The sequence below is a fragment of the Syntrophus aciditrophicus SB genome (assembly GCF_000013405.1).
Classification (GTDB): Bacteria; Desulfobacterota; Syntrophia; order Syntrophales; family Syntrophaceae; genus Syntrophus; species Syntrophus aciditrophicus.
Genome location: NC_007759.1, coordinates 203,413 through 227,537, shown reverse-complemented (window position 1 = coordinate 227,537; position 24,125 = coordinate 203,413). Strand labels below are relative to the sequence as shown.

Sequence of the window (24,125 nt, the reverse complement as noted above, 5' to 3'; positions counted from 1 at the left end):
GATTACTCTTCCATGATTCAAACCCCACTTGAAAGCCTGAAAAAAATCTTCGGGTACGACGCGTTCCGACTGCACCAGCAGGAGATTGTCGACGGGCTTATCCGTGGCGAGGACGCCTTTGTCCTGATGCCCACAGGCGGCGGCAAATCCCTTTGTTATCAGCTTCCGGCCCTCCATCGTCCGGGGGTGGGGATCGTGGTTTCTCCGCTGATTTCCCTGATGAAGGATCAGGTGGATTCCCTTAAGGCCTATGGTGTGAAAGCGGCATTCTACAATTCCTCTCTAAGCGGCACGGAAGCACGCAAAGTCCTGGCCCGACTCCACGGCGGGAAGTTAGATCTCATCTATATCGCCCCGGAGCGCTTGATGAGCCGGGAGTTTCTCGAACGGCTCAACGACATCCCCATCGCTCTGTTCGCTATTGACGAAGCGCATTGCATTTCCCAGTGGGGGCACGACTTCCGTCCGGAATACCGGCAGTTGGGCCGGCTTCGGGGCCTTTTCCCTGAAATTCCCCTGATCGCCCTGACCGCCACGGCCGAGGCGCACACCCGCCGGGATATTCTGGAGCGCCTGGGCCTCCGGCAGGCCAGATCCTACATCTCTGGATTCGACCGGCCCAATATCCGCTATACCGTTCTTGAAAAAAGAAAGCCTTTCGCGCAGTTGACGACCTTTTTACAACCGCGGTATAAGGGGACCGGCATCGTTTACTGCCTGAGCCGCCAGCGGGTGGAAAAGGTGGCCGGAGCACTTACCGAAGCCGGCTTCCAGGCGGCTCCCTACCACGCGGGGCTCCCGGCGGGAGCGCGGAAGCAGGTGCAGGAGGATTTTCTGCGCGATGATATCCGGATCATCGTGGCCACAGTGGCCTTCGGCATGGGAATTGACAAGTCCAACATCCGCTGGGTGGTCCATTACGACATACCGAAAAATATTGAAAGCTATTACCAGGAAACGGGGCGAGCCGGCCGTGACGGCCTTCCGGCTGAGGCTCTGCTGCTCTTCGGCTATGGCGATATTTCCCTGGCCCGCGGTCTGATCGAGAACTCAAAAAATCCCGAACGCAGACGGATCGAACTTCACAAACTCAATGCCATGGTGGGATATGCCGAAGCCCTGAGCTGCCGCCGCCGTATCCTGCTGGGTTATTTCGGGGAATCCCTCGCGGAGGATTGCGGCAACTGCGATATCTGCCTTAACCCACCGCGACTGGTCGATGTGACGGAAGACTCCCGCAAGGCCCTGTCCTGCGTCTATCGGGTGGGACAGCGCTTCGGCATGGGTCACGTCATCGATGTGCTGCGCGGATCGCAAAAGGAGCGCGTGCTTGAACTTCACCATGACCGATTGTCAACCTATGGGATCGGCCGGAACAGGAGCCAGGAATACTGGGGCAGCCTGCTCCATCATCTGGTTCACAATGGCTTCCTGGAACAGGATGTGGGCAATTATTCGGTGCTCAAACTCACGGACGCCGCCCGACCGCTGCTGCGCGGGGAACAGACCTTGTCCATGGCGGAACCACGCGTGAAAACGGAGACAGCGTCTCTTACACATAGGCGCAAGGGCGGGCAAAAAGCGAGAGATGAATATCCCGACGACTCCGCAGCCCTGTTCGAAAGGCTGCGCACTTTGCGCAAGAAACTGGCCGACATGGCCGGCGTTCCGCCCTATATCATTTTCAGCGACGCCTCCCTGGCGCAGATGGCAGCCTTCCTGCCCGCCGATCCCGAGGCTTTTCAGCAAATCCACGGCGTCGGCGCGCACAAGACGGCACGCTACGGGCCGGATTTCCTGGAGGAGATCCGGCGATTTATCGACAGCTCTGTGGAAAAAAAGAAGAACAGGACACAGGGTTTGCCGGGCTGAGAAAAAATCATTCCGCTTACCCGTCAAACATGATAAACACCGAGACATTTCAATGCAAAACTGAATTTCAGGAATCCGAATCAATGACCCGGGAAGAAAAAAGCTGGATTCTCTACGATGTGGCCAACTCCGCCTTCATTTTGACGATTGCCACGGCTGTTATGCCCATTTTCTTTAAAAACGTGGCCGCCCGAGGCGTGGACAGCGCCGTCTCCACGGCGAACTGGGGACTGGCGAACGCCTTCGCGTCTCTCCTGCTGGCGCTGCTTGCCCCCTTCCTGGGGACCCTGGCCGATTATCAAGGATGGAAAAAACGGTTTTTTCTGGGATTTCTGCTTCTTGGCGTGATCTTTACCCTGATGCTGACCGTCCCCGGCGAGGGAGACCAGGCATTGTGCCTTTTTCTGTATGTGGCCGCCTACATAGGCTATGCCGGAGCCAACATCTTCTACGACGCCTTTCTGGTCGATGTTACCAATGACAGGAAAATGGACTGGATTTCAGCGAACGGCTTCGCCTGGGGATATATAGGAAGCACAGTTCCTTTTATTCTGGGCATGATCCTCATTCAGAGGCCCGCCTTCGCCGGCTTCGATTCGCCTCTACAGGCCACCCGTGCCGCCTTTGTCATCACGGCCCTCTGGTGGCTGATCTTTTCCCTTCCCATGATCCGGAATGTCCACCAGCGGCATTACATTCCAGCATCGGCCCACCCCCTGCGCCGCAGCCTTCGGCGACTGGCCGCCACATTCCGGGAAATCCGCCGGTATCGCCCGGCGTTTCTTTTTCTGGCAGCCTATTTTTTCTACATTGACGGGGTGGATACGATCATCCGCATGGCAACCGCTTACGGGGTGGATATCGGGATGACGACGACTCAGCTTTTGACGATCATCCTGGTTATCCAGATTCTCGCCTTTCCTTTCGCCCTGCTCTACGGGAAGCTGGCCGACCGTGTGGGAACAAAGCCCATGCTTTATGCGGGCATGGGAGTTTACGGAATCATCGTCCTGATTGCCTACGCCCTTCCTTCAATGCCCACGGCGCAGATCAGAACTCTTTTTTACTGGATCCTGGCGGTTCTTGTAGCCAGTTCCCAAGGGGGCATTCAGGCCCTCAGCCGTTCCTTTTTCGGCCGTCTCATCCCCAAAGAAAAATCGGCTGAGTTTTTCGGCTTTTATAACATTTTCGGGAAATTCGCGACAATTCTCGGTCCCCTGCTGATGGCCCTGGCCAGCCGGATTACCGGTCAGTCCCGTTACGGAATACTGAGTCTCGTGGTCCTTTTTCTGATCGGCGGACTTCTTCTTTCCCGGGTTCCCATATCTGTCGGCACAAGGGAGGAATAAAATCATGCCGAAGGAAGCGACACACTGGATTCTGGCTGAACAAACCTGGCAGGCCATGCCCGACGGACTGCTGAAAATGGAAATTCGCGAAAACAAGGCTCTTTATTATCTTGGCGCGATTGTCTTTGATACGCCCTATTATGTCGTGACCGGGCAGAACCGGTCTAATCTGCTTGCGGCGGCACAGCGGCTGCACGGTTACAATGCTTCCCGCGCCTTCAATCCTTTCGGCCCGCTGGCAAGAAACCTCGAAACTCTGCCTGAAGGATACCGGCCTTTTCTGGCAGGAGCCCTGACCCACGTGGCTGCGGATGCGGTTTTTCACCCCTTCATTTACTATTTCAGCGGCAGCGACGAGGGCGTCCCGCCAAATCAGGCCGCCCGTGCCAAGGCTCGCCACCGCCGTCTCGAAACCGCCCTGGATCTTTCTTTTCTCAGCCGGAACGGAAACGCTTCGTTCCGGAATCTGCTTCTTCCCGCCCTTTACCGGCATCGGGAAAATGAAGAAAGAGCCTTCATGAGACTTCTGAATCTTCTTTATTTCGGCAGGGTCCTGTTGAAAGACTCGTCCCTGAAACTGGCGGTGTGGCAGCATGCCCTTATTCACGTCCTGATTCATCAGAAACGGATTCACCAGTTCATCGAGCTGATCGATATCCTTTGGCCCCGGCAGGCCCGCCGGGTCAAGCCCGTTGAAGCGCTGTTTTATGCCACCTGCCAGGAAGCTGATCCCCGTTTTTTCCAGCGCCCCCTCGTTTACCGCCACCCCGTGACGGGGGAGGAAAGAAACGAATCGACCAATGATCTGCAGGACAGAACCGTTGCCCTGGCACTGGAATTTCTGGACCGAATCGATAACCTCGAACGCCAGGCCGATTTGAAACAGCGCCTGGCCGGAGCCACTTTTCCTTCGCTTTACTCCGGGCTGCCCCCTGACCGAAGCCTTAGGATGCGTTTTTTCGACACGCTTGTGCCACTGGACCTGTAATGCCGGACGGTAATCACCCTCAGCTTTTTCATGGAACCGTTTCCGCCGGCAGGTACACAATCATCGTTGTTCCAACTCCCGGTTCCGAACGGCAATCGATAAGCCCCTGATGTCTGCGCACAATCGAACGGGAGACAGCAAGTCCCCAACCGGATTTTTCTCGGTTGTCGTCCGGCCAGGCAGCAAAACCCGGATCGAATACCCGGGGGAGAATCTCTGAAGAAATGCCAATCCCCCGGTCTTCAACTGACCAGCGGACATAGGAACCGACAGGCAGATCCCCTTTCTCCCCGGCATTCAGAAAAACATTTTCCGCTCGGATAGTTACCTGCCCCCCTTGCGGCATGGCCTGCCGCGCGTTCTGAAGAAGATGAAAGATCACCTGCCTGATCTGATTCTCATCGACGCAAACCGTCCAAAGGGGGGCGGCAAGGACAAAGGCGCTTTTGAGGTCGGACCCCCTCAGAAAAAGGCGGACAGAATCCAGCAGAAGAACATCCGGAGACACTCTGCGATGGAAAGGTTTGCCCTCCTGCCCGATTAAAGCGAACAGCCGGGCAGCCAGTTTCCCGGATTTCATAAAAGCTTCCTCTGTCTTTTCAAGGAACTGCGAAGCCGGATCGTACGGCGGCACATTCAGCCGAGCCAGCGACAGATATCCCATGCTCACGGACAGCAGATTGTTAAAGTCATGGATGATATCCTCAGCCAGGACACACAGGGTCTCGAGCTTCATTTTCCGGGCGTATTCTTCCTCCTTCCGTTTCCGTTCAGTAATATCCGTAAAGATTTCGAGACGGACAATCCGGCCGTCGAACCAGGACACGGCGCTGTCCCGACATTCATACCAGCGCTGATTCCGGGTGTTTTTGACCTCCCGCAACAGAACCCGCTCAGGCTCTCCCCTTTCATTGACCAGCCGCCCATTGTTGCAGAAAGGACAGGGGCCATCCTGGTTTTTCTGAAAGACCTGCCAGCAGATTCGCCCTTCCACATCGCCGCAGATATACCGGAGATGGCGATTAATGTAAAGAATCTCACAGGTTTCCATGTCGGTCACGTAAGCCCCGGCGTCCAGACTGTCCAGAATCCGGCGGAGATTATTCTGATCAGATTCCAGAGGTTCCCGGGCAGAACTCTCCCTTTTTGCCGTTTCTTTTCGCCGGTTACTGCAGAATAACGGCCACGATAGATTCTCTTTCTCTCCGCACCGCGACAACGGAAGCGTTTTCATACTCTGCAAACCTCCTTCTCCACGAATTCCCGCAGACAGGATAATGTGGGAACATTTAAGTGACGCACAATCCAAAGAGGACGAGAAAATAAATACTAATATTTTCAATGGGTCAAGCTCATTTATGGGCTCAATCTACGACACGGTAGATGGAAGGCAGTAAAAACTGCAACCCGCCCGAAAGCTGTAAAATCTGATGAATCAATTCGAAGATATATTGAATGGCATAGACGATAGCACTTAATTACAACATGTTGTAAAACGCATCCCAAAATTACGAACTTCAAACATTCTCATAAAAGTTGATTAACGATTGACAGGCCTTATCAAATCGGATACGTTGCGTCCGAAATACTCACTCTTCATTCCTTTTCAAGCGAGTTACCGTGCCTCAAGGATTCGAAAATCGCTTATAGAACATGGCATCGGGCAGCATTTCTGGTCATCTTGATGTGATCGTTTCCCTTGCCTTGAAGTTCAAGAGGCCTGATATCCGGCTCTCTATCCGGCATGCTATCTCCCTTCAGGGCGCTTGCGGCTGTTGCCTGTCCACCGGCAATTTCAGAACAGAAGACAGGAGCTTCCCGGATTTTTCCAGAAATAGGACTGGCAAGCTCATCGTCAAGCTCCAGAAGCCTTGTTTTCACAATTTCTTTCCGAACACAAATTGGGAGATATATCATGAAAGGCTGGCTTTTTCTTGTTATCGCAATAGTTGGCGAAGTAATCGCAACATCCGCATTAAAATCTAGCGAGGGCTTTACTAAGCTTGCCCCTTCCGCCGTTGTCATAATCGGTTATGGCATCGCATTTTATTTTCTTTCTCTGGTTCTGAAATCCATCCCTGTCGGTGTTGCTTATGCAGTCTGGTCGGGACTCGGCGTCGTCATAATTACAGCCATTGCCTGGTTGCTTCATGGGCAAAAGCTTGATGCGTGGGGCTTTGTAGGTATGGGGCTCATAATTGCTGCCTTTTTGCTCGCCCGATCCCCATCGTGGAAGTCGCTGCGGAGGCCGACGCCATGGTGACGGTGTTCGGCATTCTGAATCTCACCGAGGACTCCTTCTTCGATGAGAGCCGGCGGCTAGACCCCGCCGGCGCTGTCACCGCGGCGATCGAAATGCTGCGAGTCGGATCAGACGTCGTGGATGTCGGACCGGCCGCCAGCCATCCGGACGCGAGGCCTGTATCGCCGGCCGATGAGATCAGACGTATTGCGCCGCTCTTAGACGCCCTGTCCGATCAGATGCACCGTGTTTCAATCGACAGCTTCCAACCGGAAACCCAGCGCTATGCGCTCAAGCGCGGCGTGGGCTACCTGAACGATATCCAAGGATTTCCTGACCCTGCGCTCTATCCCGATATTGCTGAGGCGGACTGCAGGCTGGTGGTTATGCACTCAGCGCAGCGGGATGGCATCGCCACCCGCACCGGTCACCTTCGACCCGAAGACGCGCTCGACGAGATTGTGCGGTTCTTCGAGGCGCGGGTTTCCGCCTTGCGACGGAGCGGGGTCGCTGCCGACCGGCTCATCCTCGATCCGGGGATGGGATTTTTCTTGAGCCCCGCACCGGAAACATCGCTGCACGTGCTGTCGAACCTTCAAAAGCTGAAGTCGGCGTTGGGGCTTCCGCTATTGGTCTCGGTGTCGCGGAAATCCTTCTTGGGCGCCACCGTTGGCCTTCCTGTAAAGGATCTGGGTCCAGCGAGCCTTGCGGCGGAACTTCACGCGATCGGCAATGGCGCTGACTACGTCCGCACCCACGCGCCTGGAGATCTGCGAAGCGCAATCACCTTCTCGGAAACCCTCGCGAAATTTCGCAGTCGCGACGCCAGAGACCGAGGGTTAGATCATGCCTAGCATTCACCTTCCGGCCGCCCGCTAGCGGACCCTGGTCAGGTTCCGCTAAAATGCGGGAAATAATCTTGCAGCAGGAAAGGATTGAACCATATGAAATCATTCAGAAAAGAATTGTGGATTGAGATTCCGAGCAGAATAGGTTTTTTAAATATTACGGAAAAGATTGAGCAATGCCTCAAAGAAAGCGAAATAAAGGAAGGTTTTGCGCTGATTAACGCAAGACATATAACGGCATCGGTCTTCATCAACGGCGATGAACCCGGTTTGCTTCTGGATTATGAATATTGGCTGGAAAAACTTGCCCCTCATGAACCCATTGCCAAATATCGCCATAACGACACCGGCGGTACGAACGGAGACGCCCACTTGAAAAGACAGATCATGGGAAGAGAAGTTGTTGTTGCCATAACGAATGGCATCCTGGATTTAGGACCGTATGAGCAGATATTTTATGGCGAGTTTGACGGCCTCAGGGAGAAGAGGGTTCTGGTGAAGATGATCGGAGAATAAAACCGGCCTTATTTTTGATCATAACATATTCTGGCACTTGAAAGATGAGATTACTTCCTGAATTCCGAATTCGATTACTGTTAAATAAACTACAGAGGCGAAAACATGAAAGTGACAGGAACCGTATCCAACCGGGCTGGAGAGATTCTGATTGTTGAAGACAGCCCGACCCAGGCCGAACATTTAAAACACATCCTGGAAGAAACCGGCTATCAGACAGAGCATGTTCGCAACGGGAGGGAAGCAGTACGCTTTCTGAGCCTGACTCGGCCGGATCTGATCATCAGCGATGTCCTCATGCCCGAAATGGACGGCTACGCATTGTGCCGATGGCTGAAAGGTCAACCGGATCTGCGGACGATTCCCGTCATCCTCTTAACCATTCTTTCCGATCCCCGGGATGTCGTCAGGAGTCTTGAGTGCGGAGCCGACGACTTCATAACGAAACCCTGCAAAGATGTCGTCCTTGCCTCCCATGTCAAACGCCTGCTGTCCGGCGTGAAGCGGACAGAGGAAAGATATTCCCGGGAAAGCATCACCCTTGCTTTCGGCAACTCATCCTATCACATTACCGCAGATCTTCATAAGACAGCAAATCTTCTTCTTTCGTCCTATGAAACGGCCATCGAAAAAAACAGGGATCTGATTGCAGCTCAGCAGGAATTGAGGATACTGAACGAATGTCTGGAACATCGCGTTGAAGCAAGAACCGCGGAGTTGCGTGCGGAAATCGCCCGCAGGGAGGCCGCTGAACAGACCCTCAGGCAGAGTGAACAGCAGCTTCAGCATATCCTGAACCACATCCATACGGGCTTTCTGGTGATCAACGCTCAGACGAAACGCATTGTCGAAGTCAATGCCTCGGCTGCCGAGATGATCGGACTGCCCCGGGAGACGATTCTGGGAGAATGCTGCTGTCGTTTCATCTTTCCGGACCTGAGCGGATGCCCCATCGAATTTCCTGAAAGGGTCGGAAGCCAGTCGGAGCACCTGCTCAGGACGGCATCGGGAAACCTGCTTCCCATCCTGAGAACCGCATCCATCATGACCTTGCACGGCCAGCCTCATATCGTTGAAAGTTTCGTTAATATCAGTGCCCAGAAACAGGCTGAGGAGGAACGACTGGCCTTGGAGAAACAGCTTTTCCGCGCCCAGAAGATGGAGGCCATCGGCACCCTGGCTGGGGGAATCGCCCATGATTTCAACAATATTCTCGGTGCTATCATCGGATATGCGGAAATCACTCTCCATGGCCTCTACGACAGTCCCTGGCGGCCTAAACTGGAACGAATCATCAGAATCAGCGAACGGGCCAAAGACCTGGTTCAGCAGATCCTGACCTTCAGCCGGCACAGCGACCACGAGCACAAACCCGTGCAACCCGCTCTTCTCATCAAAGAATCCCTGAAGCTTCTCCGTTCCTCTCTCCCTGCGACGATTGAAATCCGTCAGGATATCGCAGCGACAAAAAGCACCATTATGGCTGATCCAACCCGAATTCATCAGATCATGATGAATCTCTGCACCAATGCCGCTCATGCCATGCGTGAAACCGGGGGTGTTCTGGAGGTATCCCTGAAGAACCGTGACATTGGCGCCGCGGAGATCGTGCCGGACTTCCAGCTCGAACCGGGATCATACGTCGTACTGACCATCCGGGACACGGGACAGGGGATCCCGCCGGATATTCAGAACCGCATCTTTGAACCCTTCTTTACCACTAAAAGCCCGGGAGAAGGCACAGGGCTGGGATTGTCCGTCGTTTACGGCATTGTGAAAAAGTACAACGGCATGGTTACCGTTGACAGCGTTCCCCGAAAAGGCGCCACCTTCCAGGTATTTCTTCCCCGTGTCGATGACAATTTAACATTCATTCAAGAAGAAGAGGAAATCCTGCCCTGCGGCAGTGAACACATCCTGTTTGTCGACGATGAGACCGCTCTCGTTGAGATGGGCCAGGAAACGCTCCGAACCCTGGGCTACCGTGTTACAGGAATATGCAACAGCCTTGAAGCGCTGGAAACTTTTCGCCGGACGCCCTCTCTTTTTGATCTGATCATCACGGATATGACCATGCCACAGATGACGGGCACCGTTCTTTCGCGCCACCTTCTTCAGATCCGCGGCGATATCCCGATTATCCTCTGCACAGGCTACAGCGAATTCATTACAGAGAAAGAAGCCAAAGAACTGGGTATCAGGGAATTCATCATGAAACCTCTGTTCATGAAAGAACTTGCCACGGTTATTCGCCGGGTACTGGATTCGGTTCCTGCGGTGTAAAGGCATACTGCCTTCGAGAAAGAAAGGAGGTGAATTTTATGAGTTCACTTCGTTTTCCAGAACCATACCAGCATCGGCACCCGCCAGTCTGCAATATCAACGAGCTGCTTCAGGAAAAACCGACCTTGAGCCAGAAGGCGGCCGACCTGATTGCAGGAACAGTTGGATCATGGCGCTTTCTGATTATTCAAAGTCTTCTCCTGGCTGGCTGGTTTATCCTCAATCTGGTAGCCTGGATCACCCCCTGGGACCCCTATCCCTTCATCTTCATGAATCTTGTTTTATCCCTGCAGTCGGCATACACGGCTTCGATCGTCATGATCAGCGAAAACCGCCAGGCGGAACGGGACCGACTGGAAGCCCATCACAATTATGAACTGAACCTTAAAGAGGAAGAAGAACTGCGGGCGATTCTTGATCATCTGGCCGCACAGGACGAAGCCCTGCAAGAAATTCATCGCCGACTTGCTGCGCTTCAGGCGGACAGGGAACAGGCCGGCGGAGCAGACAGACTGCCGTGAATTCAAAGCATTAATTAATTCCAACAGGAAAGGAGACCTTCACAATGTTGACTGCCGAAAGAACGGTTCTGGTGGTAATTGATTTCCAGGGCAACCTGGCTCAGGCGATGGCTGACAGGGATGCCCTCCTCGAGAATGCACGAAAGATGATTCAGGGAATTCAGGTTTTCGATATCCCTCTGATCGTCACGGAACAGATTCCCGCCAAACTGGGACCGACGATCCCCGAAATCTCAAACCTCCTGCATGGGGTGACGCCCATTGCCAAGGAAAGCTTCAGTTGCTGCCAGAACGACGTCTTTATGCAGGCTCTGAAGAAGACGGGGTGTGAACAGATCCTGTTGACGGGGATTGAAACACACATCTGCGTTTATCAGACCGCCCTCGATCTGATCTCGGCGGGTTATCCGGTTTTTGTCGTCTCCGATGCCGTCTCCTCACGTACGGCGGGAAACCGCGAGATCGGGCTGCAACTGATCCGGGATGCCGGTGGCACGATCACCAGCACCGAGAGCGTTCTCTTTGAACTTCTGAAAACGGCCGCTCATGAGAAATTCAAGGACATTTTCAGGATAGTGAAATAGCGCAACGAGGGGAAACGCATCTTTTCGCCCCGGGGCGGAAGGAGGAAATCAACTGCTGCGATGGACGCTCCCCCGGGTGAGAATAAAAACTCAGTTGCGGGAAACAAGGTGCTTGACGGCTTTTTCCAGGCCGTCAAGGGTCAGTTCGAACATGGGAAAGACATCCTGTATGATCCCGATGGTCCAGGTATGCCGCCACTCCCAATCCGGTTGGGGATTGAGCCAGACGGAGTGGCGGAAGGTCCGCGTCAGAAGTTTGAGGCGTTCAATGCTCGGCGTGGAAGAGCGATCATGAAAGTAGATGCCGCCGTGCAGATGCATGAGTTCCGACGGCGCCATGCTGGCATCCCCCACCATGATCAGCCGCGTCTCCGGATCCTTCCGGGCAAAATCCTCAATGAACTCCGGTTTGTAATACCGCTGCGGATCCTGCCAGACGACATCATAAACGGTATTGTGGAAATAATAGATTTTCAGATCCTTGAACTGGGAGCGGGCATAATTGAACAGAGTCTGCACAACATCGATGTAAGGTTCCATCGACCAGCCGCCATTGTCGATCATTAAAATCACCTTGAGGCGGTCCGTCATGCGTCGGTCATGGACAATCTCGATTTCCCCGGCGTTACGCATCGTTTCATAGATGGTTTTTTCAACATTGACGATATCCTTCGGTCCTTCGGGAACCATCTGCCGCAGCCGCTTCAGGGCTTCCCCCATCTGGTGTTCGGTCAGGGGTCCATCCAGCGAATAATCCTTATAGCGTCGTTCCATGGCTACCTTGATCGCCGATTTGTTGCGGGAGCGGCCACCGACCCGCATCCCTCCGGGATGGTAACCGGAATGACCGACGGGTGACGTCCCCCGGGTGCCGATCCACTTATGCCCCCCGTGATGCTCCTCCTTCTGATCCTTAAGGCGATCCAGAAAATACTGCACGAGCTCTTCAGGCGTCATCTTCTTGAACTCTTTTTCGTCGATGCCCAGCGCCCGGGCCAGATCCTCAGGATTTTTCAGCCAGTCTTCCAGCATGGCCCGCACAACATCCGTCAGTTCGGCAATATCCGGCTCGGTCAAAGCCACGCCCTTGAAATGGAAAGCGAAGATCTGATCGTAGAGATCAAAATACCGTTCGCTCTTGATCAGGATGGAACGGGCTGTCATGTAAAAATCTTCCAGGGAGGTCACCAGCCCCATGCTCAGCGCCTTCTGAAGGCGCAGGAAAGAGGTGGGGGAAACGGGGATCCCTTTTTCCCGGAGGGTGTAAAAAAACTGGATAAACAAGAAACTCCCCCCCCCTTATATCCTCAGGCGTGATATCTGCTGCATGGCAAGATTCAAATCCCCGCTCTTCTTGAACAGAATGCCGAGATAGGGCGACTCTCCCTTGTGCAGTTTCTTGACATTGAAATCAGGATCGGCATGAAGGGCGCGAATCCAGTTGATCAGTTCCCGCGTCGCCGGTTTTTTCTCGATGCCGCGAAATTCCCGCAGCCGATAAAACGTGGTAATGCAGGCTTCCGCTATGTCATCATGAATGTTGGGGAAATGGACATTGACGATCTGTCGCATCACATCAGGATCGGGAAAGGCAATGTGATGGAAATTGCATCGCCCCAGGAAGGGATCCGACAGATCTTTTTTGGCATTGGATGTGATCACGATCACCGGCCGGTGCTTCGCCTGGATCGTCTTGTCGATCTCGATGATGTCGAACTGCATCTGATCGAGCACATCCAGCATGTCATCCTGAAAATCCGTATCGGCCTTATCGATCTCGTCGATGAGCAGAACCGTGCGCACGTCGGAAACAAAGGCCTGGCCGATTTTTCCCATTTTGATATATTCTTCGATATTGCTGACATCCCGCTGAGAATCACCAAAACGGCTGTCGTTCAGTCGAGTCAGGGTGTCATACTGATAAAGCGCTTCCAGCAGCTTCATGCTTGATTTGACATTCAGGATAATCAGCGGCATCTGAAGACTTTCCGCTATCGCGTGAGCCAGCATGGTTTTTCCCGTACCCGGCTCACCCTTCAACAGAAGCGGCATTTCAATGGCAATAGAAACGTTTACGATTTTGGAGAGTTCCTCGTCGAGAATATATTTCGAGGCTCCCTTGAACCGACGCAACTGTTTATCAGAACTCATAACATAAACTCCTTATACCCGATTCATAACACCGGGGTTAATTGCAGAAAATGATCATATTCCTGATATTCAGAATGGTTTTGAACACATTTTTTCTCAGGTCGCCAAGCTATAATCCATGCCCCGCAACCTTGTCAAGATTTAAATATTTGCATGCAAAATCAAAGAGATAATAAAAATGAGGCGTCCCGCGGGAGAAGCTTTTCATTCTGCTTCGAAACGCTGTTGACAGCGAACAGAAGAAGGAATTACAGCCGGTTAAAGTGACGGAACATTTCCCTGCCCGGTTTGCGGCCCTTTTATGCTATAAAAACAACCTCGGTTCCGCGTGTGGATTAATTTATATGATCACATATGCTCAAAGTTCCCGGCTGACCGCCCGGCCTCTTTTTTTCGGATGGCTGTGGAAAATCTTCCGGGGAGGAGGAATTTACGGGTCACACATCATGAAAGCAGCCCTTTTCGCCGTCACCCTGCTCATAATTATTCTGAATATCCTGGACGTATACACCACCCGGCTCGCCCTGGAGCAGGGCGGCTATGAGGCCAATCCTCTCGTCCGTTTCCTGATGCGGAACCATCTTTTCATCCCGGTAAAAGCGGCCGTCGTGACAGCGGTCATCATGCTTATGGCTGCTTCGGATCAGCATACGGCGCTCCTGACGGGTGTTTTCTGCTGTCTGATCTATCTCGCCATTGTCGGGAACAATTTCAGAACCCTCAGGCATCTGAAAAAAAGGTCCTCTCATCATGCCGTCCCGGTAGTGCGGGCATCTCAGAAAAAAACCCTTCTCTGAATCCGACCCTCGCGGGCCCAATGCTCTCCCGGACAGGAATTGCTGCAGGATTCCGCATTCCCGAGCCCCCCTGGATGGTCGATTATTCCCATAATCCTTCAATAGAAAAGAAGTTTTTGACATTTGCAGACAGTCAGGGTAAATAGTTCAAACTAAGCTGGCATTGTGAGATCGCTCATTGTTCTGTTAATGAATTCTCATGCCGTATTCTGGATACCAGCGATCCTTTCCCGGTCATACTCCAGATATCCACTCGGAATTTGTCGGACATCGGGGCGGGAATGCATGCCCCAAAAGGCCCCGGAATGATGAAGGACGAAGAAAAGACCAGAAAACAACTGATCAGGGAATTGGCTGCATTACGTGGGGAGATGTCCGGCGTCATTGCCGAAAAAAGTCCGGATGCAAAGTTCCGCATCCTTTTTGAACATTCTCCGGAAGGCATCTTTCTTTCCGACGGCAAGCTGATGATCGACTGCAATGACACCATGGTGAAGATGCTGCGTTGTTCCTCCAAGGAAGAACTGATCGACCGTCATCCGTCAGCCTTCTCTCCCCGGATGCAGCCTGATGGAAGCCTTTCCTTTGACAAGGCCAATCAACTGATGGAAGAAGCCCTGCAGAAGGGCCATCTGCAGCAGGAGTGGCTGTGCCGCCGCTTCAACGGCGAAGAATTTCCCGTGGAAATCCTTCTCGCCGTGATCACCTGGGAGGGGCAGAAAATTCTCTATATGGTCTGGCGAGACATAACGGAACGCAAGCGGATTGAAGACGCGATCCGCCATCTGGCCTACCATGACGTTCTGACGGGATTGCCCAATCGTATCCTCTTCACCGACCGGCTGGTGCTGGCGATCGCTCAGGCAAAACGCTATCGGAAGACGATGGCGGTCATGATGCTCGATCTGGACCGGTTCAAGACAATCAACGACACAGCCGGTCATCACATCGGAGACCTGCTGCTCCAGAGTGTCGGACGCCGTCTGACTCATACGCTGCGCGAAGAAGATACCGTTGCCCGTCTGGGAGGAGACGAGTTCATGATCCTGCTGCCGGAAATCAAACAGGCACTGAGCAGCTTCCGCGTTGCTGATAAGATCGTCTCAGCCTTTAAAGAGCCCTTTATCTGCGAAGGAAACGAACTGTCTACCAGCGCAAGCATCGGTATCGCCGTGTATCCCGACGACGGTGAAGACATGGATACTCTGATGAAACATGCCGATACGGCCATGTACCAGGCTAAAAGCACAGGGCGCAACACCTATTGCCGCTTCGGCTCCGATCATCTTCCGTCGGAGGACCGGTTTCTGAAGACGGCAAACTGAACCCTCCACCTCACTGATGTTCTCCCATCCTGCCTTCAAACAGGATTTGCAAACCCTTAAAACAGTCGGCAGGAAGATGTTGAAAATCGGCGATCCGGCCCACGACACCGGCAACCCGCAGGCCGGAATGCCGTTCTATCGCTTCGATATTCTCCAGAATCATGTCCCGCGGCGTTTCCACCTCGCCTCCATCCAGAAGAATGACTCCGAGGGGTTCGATGTTTCTCTGTTCCAGGGCGGCAATCGTCAACAGGGTGTGATTGATGGTCCCCAACCCGGCCCTGGCGGCAATCAGGGGGCGGGCGCCGGTGGGCGGAATCGTGTCAATAACCAGCTTTTCTCCGTCAATGGGTACGAAGACGCCCCCGGCAGCTTCGACAATCAGCGGCGCAAAACGGGCTCTTTTTTCGTCCAGAGTTTCGAGTATCCGCTGCCAGTCGACCTGGCGACCTTCATTGCGCGCGGCAAAGAAAGGAGCCTTGGGATTTCGATAGCAGAATCCGACGGAGCAGGCTGGATCCTTACCGCTCAATTCCGGAATATTCTCATAAATGAATTTCGCATCGGAATCCGTATCGTAAGGATGACGGCACCCCGTCTGCACAGGTTTGAAATAAAAGGGGACAGCCCCCCGATCGAAGAAGTAGCGCATCAACAGGAACGACAGGACGGTCTTTCCGACCCCTGTATCCGTGCCTATCACATAGATGTCAGGAATTTCCGTTTTCATATTCTTTCATAACCTCCTTCAGGGACAAAATAAAGTGATTGACGTCCTCCTCCCCGTGCAGGGCCGTCATTCCAATCCTCAGGATGGCTCTTCCCAGGGGAACGGTGGGATAGCGTGCCGACAAAACGAATATTCCCTTTTTCCGAAGCCGGTTTGAAATCTCCAGCGCCTTCTGTTCCCGCCCGATTTCCACAGCCAGGATATGGGCGTCCCCCTGCACGGAAAAACCCTCTGCATACAGACGGTTTTTCATGAGGGAGCTGATTTCCCGGAGATGCCTTCTGGACTCGTCGCTATCGCCCAACAGGGTCAGGATGTCGATGGCCGAGGCTGCGTGCGCCTCGGGAAGGGTGGTGGAGTAGATGAGGGGGGAAGCGAAGTTGAAGAGATACTCCTTGACCAGGGCCGGAATAAGAAGAAATGCTCCGAAGAGTCCCAAGGCCTTTCCAAAGGTCCCCACGGCGATGTCGGCAACCGGCAGGGCAACGCCGATTCCCCTCTCCCCCAGAACGCCCAGGGCGTGGGCTTCATCGACAATGCAGAGAAACCCGTAATGCTCCTTGAGATCGGCCAGGCCGGAGACATTCAGCAGGTCGCCGTCCATGCTGAAAAGGGATTCCGTCAGGACGACGGTCTCCCTTGTTTCCGCTTTTTTCAGGCGTTTTTCAAGGTGGGTCAGGGAACTGTGATTGTAGCCCACAAGTTCTGCGGAACTGAGGGCCATACCCTTGACGCTGCTGGCATGGATATGCTTGTCAAAAAAGAGCGTCGTTCCGGAATCGAAGAGAGTGGACAGCAGGGCAAGGTTGGCCTGATAGCCGCTGGGAAAGAAGAGAGCCTCCTCATAGCCGAAATAGCGGGCGTATGCCCTTTCAGCTTCGGCAATCAGGGCATAATGGCCGGAGACGAGGCGGGATGAAGAGGAAGAAGAACCGTATTTACAAAAGTTGCGGGCAACCTGTTTCCGCAGGACCTCCGACGCCCCTAGTCCCAGATAGTCGTTGGAGGCGAAATTGAGGACCCGGCCCTCGGCCAGGTGAAGGGAAGCACCCTCCCGGCCGAGGATTTCCGGCGGCTGCCGGTAGAGACCGGCCTGCCGGTGGAGCTTCAATTGTGTTTTCAACCGTTTCGTAAATCCGCCCATTTTTTCTCGTAATGTTTTTTGAGGATTTCTTCCCGCAGGTTTGAATCGTAGGCAACCGCCGCAAAGACGAATTCCCCTTCGATAACCGCTTTGCCGCTCTTCACCGCCGACATCTCATAGGCGAAAACGGAGGCGCTCCTGCTGCGCAGAGTCCCTGAAATTTCATAGCGGCCGTTCAGCATTTCCTCCTCAGGCAAACGACCGTTCCGGATCATGAGGAGGACGGCCTGCCTTTCGAATTCGCACAGGAAACGGACGTGATAAGCCCCCGCCTGAGCCAGCGCTTCCAACCCGATAAATTGCGGAGCGTCAGCGAGATCGGCCAGGGCAGCGACCCGCTCTTTGGTGCTTTCCGTAATGCGGGCAAGAAGCGAAAATCCGCTCAGACCTGTGGCAATGGTCATTCCGGGGATCGATTTCAGCAAACTCGACTCTCCTTCCACATCTTTATTTTATTCCGATTCCAGATCACGGACATGTTCAAGGCCGCGAAGGGGAAGCGAAACAGGCCTGCATCGGATAGAAGCATTCGTTTTCGTCTTTCAGGGGGCATAACGTTTCACAATCAGGACCGCATTCTGCCCGCCGAAGCCGAAGTTTTCGATGACCCAGGTGGATGTGGACCGCTTTCCGCCTTCCCGCACGAAAGGAATTACGGGAGAACAGGCATCCCGGAGATTGCGGATTTCCGGCAGGTAATCATTCTGCATGCAGATGATGCTGAGCGCCGTTTCCATCGCCCCGCAGGCCGTCGACAGGTGTCCGATCCAGGACTTGAAGGCCAGTATCCGGGGCAATTGATCTGCATAAACCCGTTCGATCAGGGCGGCCTCCATGCGGTCGTTGAGAAGGGTCCCCGTCCCGTGGGTGGAAACGACATCGACGTCTCCCGGAACAAGACCGGCATCCGCCAGCGCCTTCTCCAGGGCCATTTGACCGCCCCGGCCCTCCGGCTCCGGCGCCGTTACATTGTATCCGTCCAGGGAGGCGCCGAAACCGCGGACTTCCCCGATAATCGCCGCACCCCGGCTCCGGGCGTGCTCCAGTTCTTCCAGAAGCAGGACAGCCCCGCCTTCTCCAGGGACAAATCCCCGTCTTCCGTTGTCGAAGGGGCGACTGGCTTCCCCGGGATTTCCGCCGCCTTCATACAGGGCCCGCGCTTTGCGGTAGGCCAGGATCGCTCCCGGCGTCAGGCGGGAATCGCCGCCTCCGGCTAAGGCGAGATCGAGATACCCGTCCCGTATTTTGTGGAAGGCCTCGCCGATCGCCTGCAGGGAAGAGGAACAGGCGGAGGTGACGGTCAGGTTATCTCCCCGGATTCCCGCAAGGATGGAAATGACCGAGGCGGCCGTGTTCGGCAGGAAGCGGAGAATCCAGAGGGCCATCAGGGTATCGTGCTGGATTTCCCCCTGCCGGATTTCCGGAATTTCGCCCCCCATGTCCATATTGGGGCCGGCGCCGAGAAAGAGACCCGCCCCAGTGATTTGTTCCCTGCGGAGGGAGGCGTTTCCGACGGCGGCCATCGCCGCGGCGACAGTGAACTGGGCACCCCGGTTGAGATAACGGCGCTCCTTGAAGGAACCGGTAAAAGCCCCCAGTTCAAAATCCCGAACGGGAGCAACAATCACCTGGGGATCAGAGGCCGATGCGGCAAAGGACACCCGGCCGCTGCGCAGAGAGGTCATGATCTGTTCAGCGGAATTTCCCAGCGGGGAAATCACCCCCAGGGCGGTTATGACGACCCGTCGGAAAGTTGACATCGGATTCGCGAGACCTTTCACAGTTCCCGATAGATATCGGAAACGCTCTTTTTCTTGCGGGGAGCAGGCGTTTCATCGGGAAACCCCAGCGTCAGGAAGCATTTGATCGTCACCGGCGAGATGCCCAGGATTTCTTCCGGGCGATCCAGGTAGAGAAGTGGAGCGGTCAGGATGCATGAGCCAAGACCCAGTTCCTCCCCCTTGAGCATCCATTCCATCACAGCCATCCCCACGCTGAGATCGTCGTCCGAAGCAGTTCGTCCGCGCCGCGCCGTAATTCCCGACGAAGCGAGCCTTTCGGCGACGCTCCGCTGCGCGGGGACGGTGCCCACGGCAAAGAGCAGTGGCGCATCGAACATGAACAGCAGAAACCGGTGATAATTGACGATGATATTCTTCAGGATCTCCGACGCCCCTTTTTCTTCCGCGGCGGCAAGCCGGGCTTGGCAGCCCTCTTCCATGGCAATTTTCAGTGTTTCCAGAGTTTCGGGACGGCAGAAACGGAAGAAACGGACAGGCTGGCGGTTGGCGGGGGAAGGCGCCTGCAGGGCGCAGCAAACCATCGAATCGATCATTCCCGGCGGGGGCACTTCCCGCTTGTATTTCCGGATGCTCCGCCGGCCGTATATCAGGGAATCCAGCGCCGACACGGGGTCAGGATGCCCTCGAAAGCCGCCAGGCGATGTAGTCGACGAGATCCTGAACTTTCGGATCGGCCTGCCCTCCGGAAAGGATTTCGCGGATTCTTTCACCGGCGAGGAAGGGAAAACGGTCAGCGAGAACGGCGGCAGCCTCCCGGCCTTCCTGTTCGGCCTCGGCGATCAGGAGGGGAACCTTCTGGAGAAAGATCTCGTCCTCTTCCACTTCAATCCCGAACCGGGAACTGAAGGAAAGGGCCAGTTCCAGCATATCGATCGATTCGATGTCCAGATCTTTCCGGAGTCGCGATTCTCCGGTTATTTCCTTCTCTTCCAGATCAAGGGTTTCAACGAGAATCGCTGAAATTTCGGTCAACAGGTCCATGAAACTCCTTTCTTATCCAATTTCCTTAACTGGGGTTACTGTGCCGACGGCCTGGTCATCTTTTCCCAGACACCGCATCATCCGACTGATTCGCGTCCTGCCTGCCTCCCTGTTGCCCCTTCGAATGCAAGGGGTCAGGTACACGCGGAAAGGATCGTGCCCGTCACCAGGGGTTGACGGCCGTCGGTCCCCGGCTGGAAGAGCCGGCATTGCAGGTGATTTCCCCGATTTTCCATGCGGAATTCATATTCGCCCGGGGGGAGAAAGGTTCGAAATTTGAAATCCCGAATTCTCCCGGGCCTTATCCCGGCTCCGGCGGCCTGAACGGCTTTCAGAAAGGCGGAAATAATCAGGCTGCCCGGCACGACGGGGCAGCCGGGAAAATGATCGGCATAGATCGGATCAGCGGGATCGAAATAAAAGACCCCGGAGAAAACGATAACGGAATCTTCCGATTTCTCGGGGACTTCCCCCTTCCCCCGGTCCGGCGATTTCGGCATTTTCCCTATTCCCCCGCAACGGCCCGGATGGACTCATACGTGATTTCGCAAAGGCGATCGATTTCTTCTGTCGTGATGCACAAAGGCGGCATAAGGACAATCACATCTCCCAGCGGGCGGATAATCAGCCCCCGTTTCCGCGCCTCCAGGATGACTTTATGCCCGATTCGTTCGGCTGGAGGATACAGCGCCTTAGTCTCCCTGTCCGCCACGAGTTCGATCCCGACCATGAATCCCCGCTGACGGACCTCCCCCACATGATTCAAGGAAGCAATCGGCGTCAGCCCCTGGGTCAGCCGTTCAATTTTTTCGCCTGATCCCTCGATGACCCGCTCTTCGGCAAAGACGTCCAGATTCGCTATGGCGGCGGCGCAGGCCAGGGGATTCCCCGTGTAGGTATGGCCGTGGAAAAAGGTCTTGAACTCGTCGAAGCGGGCAAGAAACCCCTTATAGATTTCTTCTGTCGCCACAGTAGCCGCAAGGGGCAGATATCCTCCGGACAGCCCCTTGCCCAGGGCCAGAATGTCCGGGGCAACGTCTTCGTGTTCACAGGCAAACATCCTGCCTGTCTTACCGAAGCCTACCGCCACTTCATCGGCAATCATCAGCACCCCGTAACGCGTGCAGAGCTCCCGAACCCGTTTCAGATACCCGGGAGGCTGAACCAGAATGCCAGCCGCCCCCTGAACGAGGGGTTCGATAATCAGGGCCGCCAGTTCATGGGCGTGAGCTGCCAGCAGGTTTTCCAGCTGACTCAGGCAGTCAAACCGGCAGCCTGGATAGGAAGCTCCGAATGGACATCGGTAGCAATACGGCGCTGCGGCCTTGACCGTCGGAAAAAGAAGTTCCCGGTAGGTGGCATGAAACAGGTCGATCCCGCCCGCACTGACCGAACCCAGGGTATCGCCGTGGTAAGCGTTGGTCAGGGACATGAAACGGATTTTGCGGGGATCGCCTCCGGCTGCCTGCTGCTGATACTGAAAGGCCATCTTCAAGGCGATTTCCACAGCGGTGGAGCCGCTTTCCGAGTAAAAGACCCGGGTCAGCCCTTTCGGCACGATCTCCAGCAGTTTCCGCGCACAGACAATGGCGGGTTCATGGGCCAAGCCGAGCAGGGTGGAATGGGCGACCCGATTCAGTTGCTCCCGAATGGCCCGGTCAATCTGTTCCTTCCGATGGCCGTGAACATTGGTCCAGAGAGACGAAACCCCATCGATGTAATCCCTGCCGTCCACATCACGAAGGAAAACTCCTTTCCCCTCGGCGATGATCAGTACATCATCCGGGGTAAACTCCTGCATCTGGGTGAAGGGAAACCAGATGGATTTCAGACCGTCGGCGACCAATTGCCTTTTTTTTTCTTCCTGTCCGTTCATTGCCCTTTTCTCCAATCTTTTTCCAAAGTTTCAGATTTGCGCGCCTTCGTGAGAATCGCCCGGCCTCAGCCCTTTACTATGGTGGGGTAAAACGGAAGCTGTATAGTGGACGGGGGACCGTTTGTCAACCTTGTTTTTTGGTCTGGTTGACAATTAAAATAAGAAAGGGTCGGAAAAGAAGAACCGGTCTCCGGGAAGGCTGCGACTCAATGGAGCAAATAAACAACGCCGGAAAAAATCGTCTGTGAACAGGCTCCGCCGTTCAGCGTTTCAGTTCATCAGATTGAAACCGACTTAAAAATTCAACGTCCGGAAACAGGTAAAGAACGTGGAAAAGCTCCGCAGCTGAAACGCCTATAGATCTTCCTGCGTATCAAGATCCCGTCCACAGGGTGGAAGGGAAACGTTGCTTCCTGAATAAGCCTTTAAAGTCATTTGCTTAAAGGCCCGGAAGATAAAATCGTATTGACGGAACGGATAGCTCTGTTTATACTTCCCAAGTGAAAATACAATATCTCTGGGAAAGATCATGACCTTCATGATCAGGGAAATCGCCGGTTTACGGAAAGACGTCCTTGCCAGCAGGCTGCGTGAACGTCTTTGAAACACGCAGAAGATAATTTGATTTTCAGTAATAGAAGCACAAAAAATCATTTTCACAAGGGGGAAGAAAAATGAGCATGAAACGAATTTCTGTTTTGCTGTGCCTATTGTTCCTGGCAGGTTGCGCGGCTCCTCAAACTCAGACGAAAACGACCAAAGGCGGTCTTTACGGAGCGGCAGGCGGTGCGGCAGCGGGAGCACTGATCGGACAGGTCATCGGTCGCAGTACATCGGGAACTCTGATCGGCGCGGCCATCGGCGCGGCCGTTGGGGGGGCCGGGGGCGCTGCCGTCGGTAAAATGATGGATAACCAGGAAAGAGACATGAGAAATGTGCTGGCAACCTCAGACGCGGCTGCCGTTTCCAGGGAAGGCAATCTCCTGGCAGTGACGTTCAAAGGTGACGTAACCTTCGATACCAACTCGGCGGAAGTGAGACCGGGCCTCTATTCTGAAATCAACCGGGTTGCAGGTGTGATGACTCAATACCCGGAAACCCTCATTCGAGTGGAAGGTCATACGGACAGCGTCGGCTCCGATGCCTACAACATGGATCTTTCTACGCGGCGGGCCAATGCCGTCAAAACGCTGCTGGTCCAGCGCGGTGTAGCGGATAGCCGCATCGAAGTGGTCGGTTATGGAGAAACGATGCCCATAGCGACGAACGATACAGAGGCGGGACGACAGAAGAACAGGAGAGTGGAGATCAAAATCGCGCCCCAGACACAGGCGCAAACCCAGTAGCCTGTCAATTCCTGTCGCAGTTCCCGAACCGGATGAAGAAACGCCAAGTCAGTCAATTAAGAGGATGACTTGGCGTTTTCTTTAAATTCTGCAGTCAAACATGCGTCCCGCTGCAGATCCCCGCTCGAGGACACCGCGGCAGGTTCTTTTCTGAATGCAGCTTCTCATGACGCATTAGAGTGGAACAGAAAAAAAACTCTGAAAGATCCGCAAATGAATACACAATTGTTAACAGCCATTGGAATTATTCTTGTCGCATTGATTATAATCATCCTCTGGCGTACAGCCGATGCGCCCTATGGAAAGATCCGGCCCAGCCAGAAAGTGACCGAGGCCTACGAACGCTACGAAGTGGACGGCAACCTGGTTTATTACATCAGCGGTTCTGAAAATTATCCCAACGCCATCATCGGTATCGAAAAAACCTGGAATCTGGATCTGGGTCTGTGGAAGCCAATGGAGTTCTCTCCAGGGAATATGAAAGAGTTGGTGCAGAACATGCTGAACAAAGCCGCATTTCGCAGAATGAATCTCCATGGCTTCGATATCCTGGATAATCGCGGAGAAAAAATCGGCAATTGTTTTTCAGTCCTGAATGCCGTGACGACCGTAAAGATCACAGGGGAAAAGACGGTCGCCGTTTATACTCCTCCTCTCGACACTTATCATGATTCCTGATCTCCCGGAAAAACCAAGTCCGGCAGTCATCCTTCACTTTACCTTATCCATAATGATTTTCAGGCGCCCATTAGATACCCTTCTGTAACTCT

The 24,125-nt window shown here is 54.2% G+C and carries 25 protein-coding genes; 13 read left to right on the top strand and 12 right to left on the bottom strand.

The window, feature by feature from the left end; all coding sequences use genetic code 11:
- Positions 1-12 precede the first annotated feature (12 nt).
- From recQ to SYN_RS01060, 3 genes are all read left to right on the top strand, one after another.
- Entirely contained in the window at positions 13-1,872 is a 1,860-nt protein-coding gene (gene recQ, locus SYN_RS01070; protein WP_011416132.1) for a DNA helicase RecQ, read from the top strand.
- Between the two features lie 83 nt (positions 1,873-1,955).
- The gene (locus SYN_RS01065) at positions 1,956-3,221 is read left to right on the top strand and encodes an MFS transporter (RefSeq protein WP_041584573.1); all 1,266 of its coding nucleotides are present in this window, start codon (positions 1,956-1,958) and stop codon (positions 3,219-3,221) included.
- A gap of 4 nt (positions 3,222-3,225) precedes the next feature.
- On the top strand, positions 3,226-4,209 hold the full coding sequence (locus tag SYN_RS01060) for a zinc dependent phospholipase C family protein (RefSeq protein WP_011416130.1): 984 nt from the start codon (positions 3,226-3,228) through the stop codon (positions 4,207-4,209).
- A gap of 28 nt (positions 4,210-4,237) precedes the next feature.
- Here SYN_RS01060 and SYN_RS14905 read toward each other — a convergent pair whose 3' ends face one another.
- Together SYN_RS14905 and SYN_RS01050 are read right to left on the bottom strand one after the other, a co-directional pair.
- Positions 4,238-5,443: a two-component system sensor histidine kinase NtrB gene (locus tag SYN_RS14905; protein ID WP_049749862.1), complete on the bottom strand. Its 1,206-nt coding sequence runs from the start codon at positions 5,441-5,443 to the stop codon at positions 4,238-4,240.
- 410 nt (positions 5,444-5,853) lie between these two features.
- On the bottom strand, positions 5,854-6,090 hold the full coding sequence (locus SYN_RS01050; protein WP_148202444.1) for a hypothetical protein: 237 nt from the start codon (positions 6,088-6,090) through the stop codon (positions 5,854-5,856).
- Between the two features lie 34 nt (positions 6,091-6,124).
- On the opposite strand from SYN_RS01050, the gene SYN_RS01045 reads away from it, so the two are divergent.
- The 6 genes from SYN_RS01045 to SYN_RS01020 all read left to right on the top strand — a co-directional run bounded on the left by SYN_RS01045 (position 6,125) and on the right by SYN_RS01020 (position 11,203).
- Complete coding sequence (locus SYN_RS01045; protein WP_000679427.1) at positions 6,125-6,472, top strand: quaternary ammonium compound efflux SMR transporter QacE delta 1; 348 nt, start codon at positions 6,125-6,127, stop codon at positions 6,470-6,472.
- Positions 6,466-7,305, top strand: coding sequence for a sulfonamide-resistant dihydropteroate synthase Sul1 (gene sul1 / locus SYN_RS01040; RefSeq protein ID WP_000259031.1), 840 nt, complete (start codon positions 6,466-6,468; stop codon positions 7,303-7,305). Before SYN_RS01045 ends, sul1 begins: the two co-directional genes overlap by 7 nt.
- 90 nt (positions 7,306-7,395) lie before the next feature.
- Positions 7,396-7,815: a secondary thiamine-phosphate synthase enzyme YjbQ gene (locus tag SYN_RS01035; RefSeq protein ID WP_041584571.1), complete on the top strand. Its 420-nt coding sequence runs from the start codon at positions 7,396-7,398 to the stop codon at positions 7,813-7,815.
- Between the two features lie 105 nt (positions 7,816-7,920).
- Positions 7,921-10,098, top strand: coding sequence for a response regulator (locus SYN_RS01030; protein ID WP_011416126.1), 2,178 nt, complete (start codon positions 7,921-7,923; stop codon positions 10,096-10,098).
- A gap of 38 nt (positions 10,099-10,136) precedes the next feature.
- Entirely contained in the window at positions 10,137-10,619 is a 483-nt protein-coding gene (locus tag SYN_RS01025) for a DUF1003 domain-containing protein (RefSeq protein ID WP_041584570.1), read from the top strand.
- A gap of 44 nt (positions 10,620-10,663) precedes the next feature.
- Complete coding sequence (locus SYN_RS01020; protein ID WP_011416124.1) at positions 10,664-11,203, top strand: hydrolase; 540 nt, start codon at positions 10,664-10,666, stop codon at positions 11,201-11,203.
- Positions 11,204-11,293: 90 nt separating this feature from the next.
- On the opposite strand, the gene SYN_RS01015 is transcribed toward SYN_RS01020, so the two are convergent.
- Together SYN_RS01015 and SYN_RS01010 are read right to left on the bottom strand one after the other, a co-directional pair.
- Positions 11,294-12,487: a vWA domain-containing protein gene (locus SYN_RS01015; protein WP_011416123.1), complete on the bottom strand. Its 1,194-nt coding sequence runs from the start codon at positions 12,485-12,487 to the stop codon at positions 11,294-11,296.
- 15 nt (positions 12,488-12,502) lie between these two features.
- Entirely contained in the window at positions 12,503-13,354 is an 852-nt protein-coding gene (locus tag SYN_RS01010) for an AAA family ATPase (RefSeq protein WP_011416122.1), read from the bottom strand.
- A gap of 344 nt (positions 13,355-13,698) precedes the next feature.
- Between SYN_RS01010 and SYN_RS01005 the strand changes: the two genes are divergently transcribed.
- Complete coding sequence (locus SYN_RS01005; RefSeq protein ID WP_148202443.1) at positions 13,699-14,151, top strand: DUF5658 family protein; 453 nt, start codon at positions 13,699-13,701, stop codon at positions 14,149-14,151.
- A 305-nt stretch (positions 14,152-14,456) separates the two neighbouring features.
- Complete coding sequence (locus tag SYN_RS01000; protein ID WP_049749861.1) at positions 14,457-15,476, top strand: sensor domain-containing diguanylate cyclase; 1,020 nt, start codon at positions 14,457-14,459, stop codon at positions 15,474-15,476.
- Positions 15,477-15,486: 10 nt separating this feature from the next.
- Here the strand turns inward: SYN_RS01000 and bioD are convergent, their stop codons facing one another.
- The 8 genes from bioD to bioA all read right to left on the bottom strand — a co-directional run bounded on the left by bioD (position 15,487) and on the right by bioA (position 22,009).
- Complete coding sequence (gene bioD / locus SYN_RS00995) at positions 15,487-16,206, bottom strand: dethiobiotin synthase (protein ID WP_011416119.1); 720 nt, start codon at positions 16,204-16,206, stop codon at positions 15,487-15,489.
- Entirely contained in the window at positions 16,187-17,350 is a 1,164-nt protein-coding gene (locus tag SYN_RS00990; RefSeq protein WP_011416118.1) for an aminotransferase class I/II-fold pyridoxal phosphate-dependent enzyme, read from the bottom strand. Before SYN_RS00990 ends, bioD begins: the two co-directional genes overlap by 20 nt.
- Positions 17,326-17,775, bottom strand: a complete 450-nt coding sequence (locus SYN_RS00985) for a hypothetical protein (protein WP_041584569.1) — start codon at positions 17,773-17,775, stop codon at positions 17,326-17,328. Before SYN_RS00985 ends, SYN_RS00990 begins: the two co-directional genes overlap by 25 nt.
- Positions 17,776-17,892: 117 nt before the next feature.
- Positions 17,893-19,110, bottom strand: a complete 1,218-nt coding sequence (locus tag SYN_RS00980) for a beta-ketoacyl-[acyl-carrier-protein] synthase family protein (RefSeq protein ID WP_041585221.1) — start codon at positions 19,108-19,110, stop codon at positions 17,893-17,895.
- A 17-nt stretch (positions 19,111-19,127) separates the two neighbouring features.
- Positions 19,128-19,760 (bottom strand): nitroreductase family protein, encoded by a 633-nt coding sequence (locus tag SYN_RS00975; RefSeq protein ID WP_041584568.1) that lies wholly within the window; start codon positions 19,758-19,760, stop codon positions 19,128-19,130.
- A gap of 4 nt (positions 19,761-19,764) precedes the next feature.
- Positions 19,765-20,133 (bottom strand): phosphopantetheine-binding protein, encoded by a 369-nt coding sequence (locus SYN_RS00970; protein ID WP_011416114.1) that lies wholly within the window; start codon positions 20,131-20,133, stop codon positions 19,765-19,767.
- Between the two features lie 134 nt (positions 20,134-20,267).
- Positions 20,268-20,633, bottom strand: coding sequence for a hypothetical protein (locus SYN_RS00965; RefSeq protein WP_011416113.1), 366 nt, complete (start codon positions 20,631-20,633; stop codon positions 20,268-20,270).
- Between the two features lie 5 nt (positions 20,634-20,638).
- On the bottom strand, positions 20,639-22,009 hold the full coding sequence (gene bioA / locus SYN_RS00960; RefSeq protein WP_011416112.1) for an adenosylmethionine--8-amino-7-oxononanoate transaminase: 1,371 nt from the start codon (positions 22,007-22,009) through the stop codon (positions 20,639-20,641).
- Positions 22,010-22,683: 674 nt separating this feature from the next.
- Here bioA and SYN_RS00950 point away from each other — a divergent pair.
- Together SYN_RS00950 and SYN_RS00945 are read left to right on the top strand one after the other, a co-directional pair.
- On the top strand, positions 22,684-23,355 hold the full coding sequence (locus tag SYN_RS00950; protein WP_011416110.1) for an OmpA family protein: 672 nt from the start codon (positions 22,684-22,686) through the stop codon (positions 23,353-23,355).
- Positions 23,356-23,568: 213 nt separating this feature from the next.
- Complete coding sequence (locus tag SYN_RS00945; RefSeq protein ID WP_148202441.1) at positions 23,569-24,033, top strand: hypothetical protein; 465 nt, start codon at positions 23,569-23,571, stop codon at positions 24,031-24,033.
- The last annotated feature ends 92 nt before the right edge of the window (positions 24,034-24,125 follow it).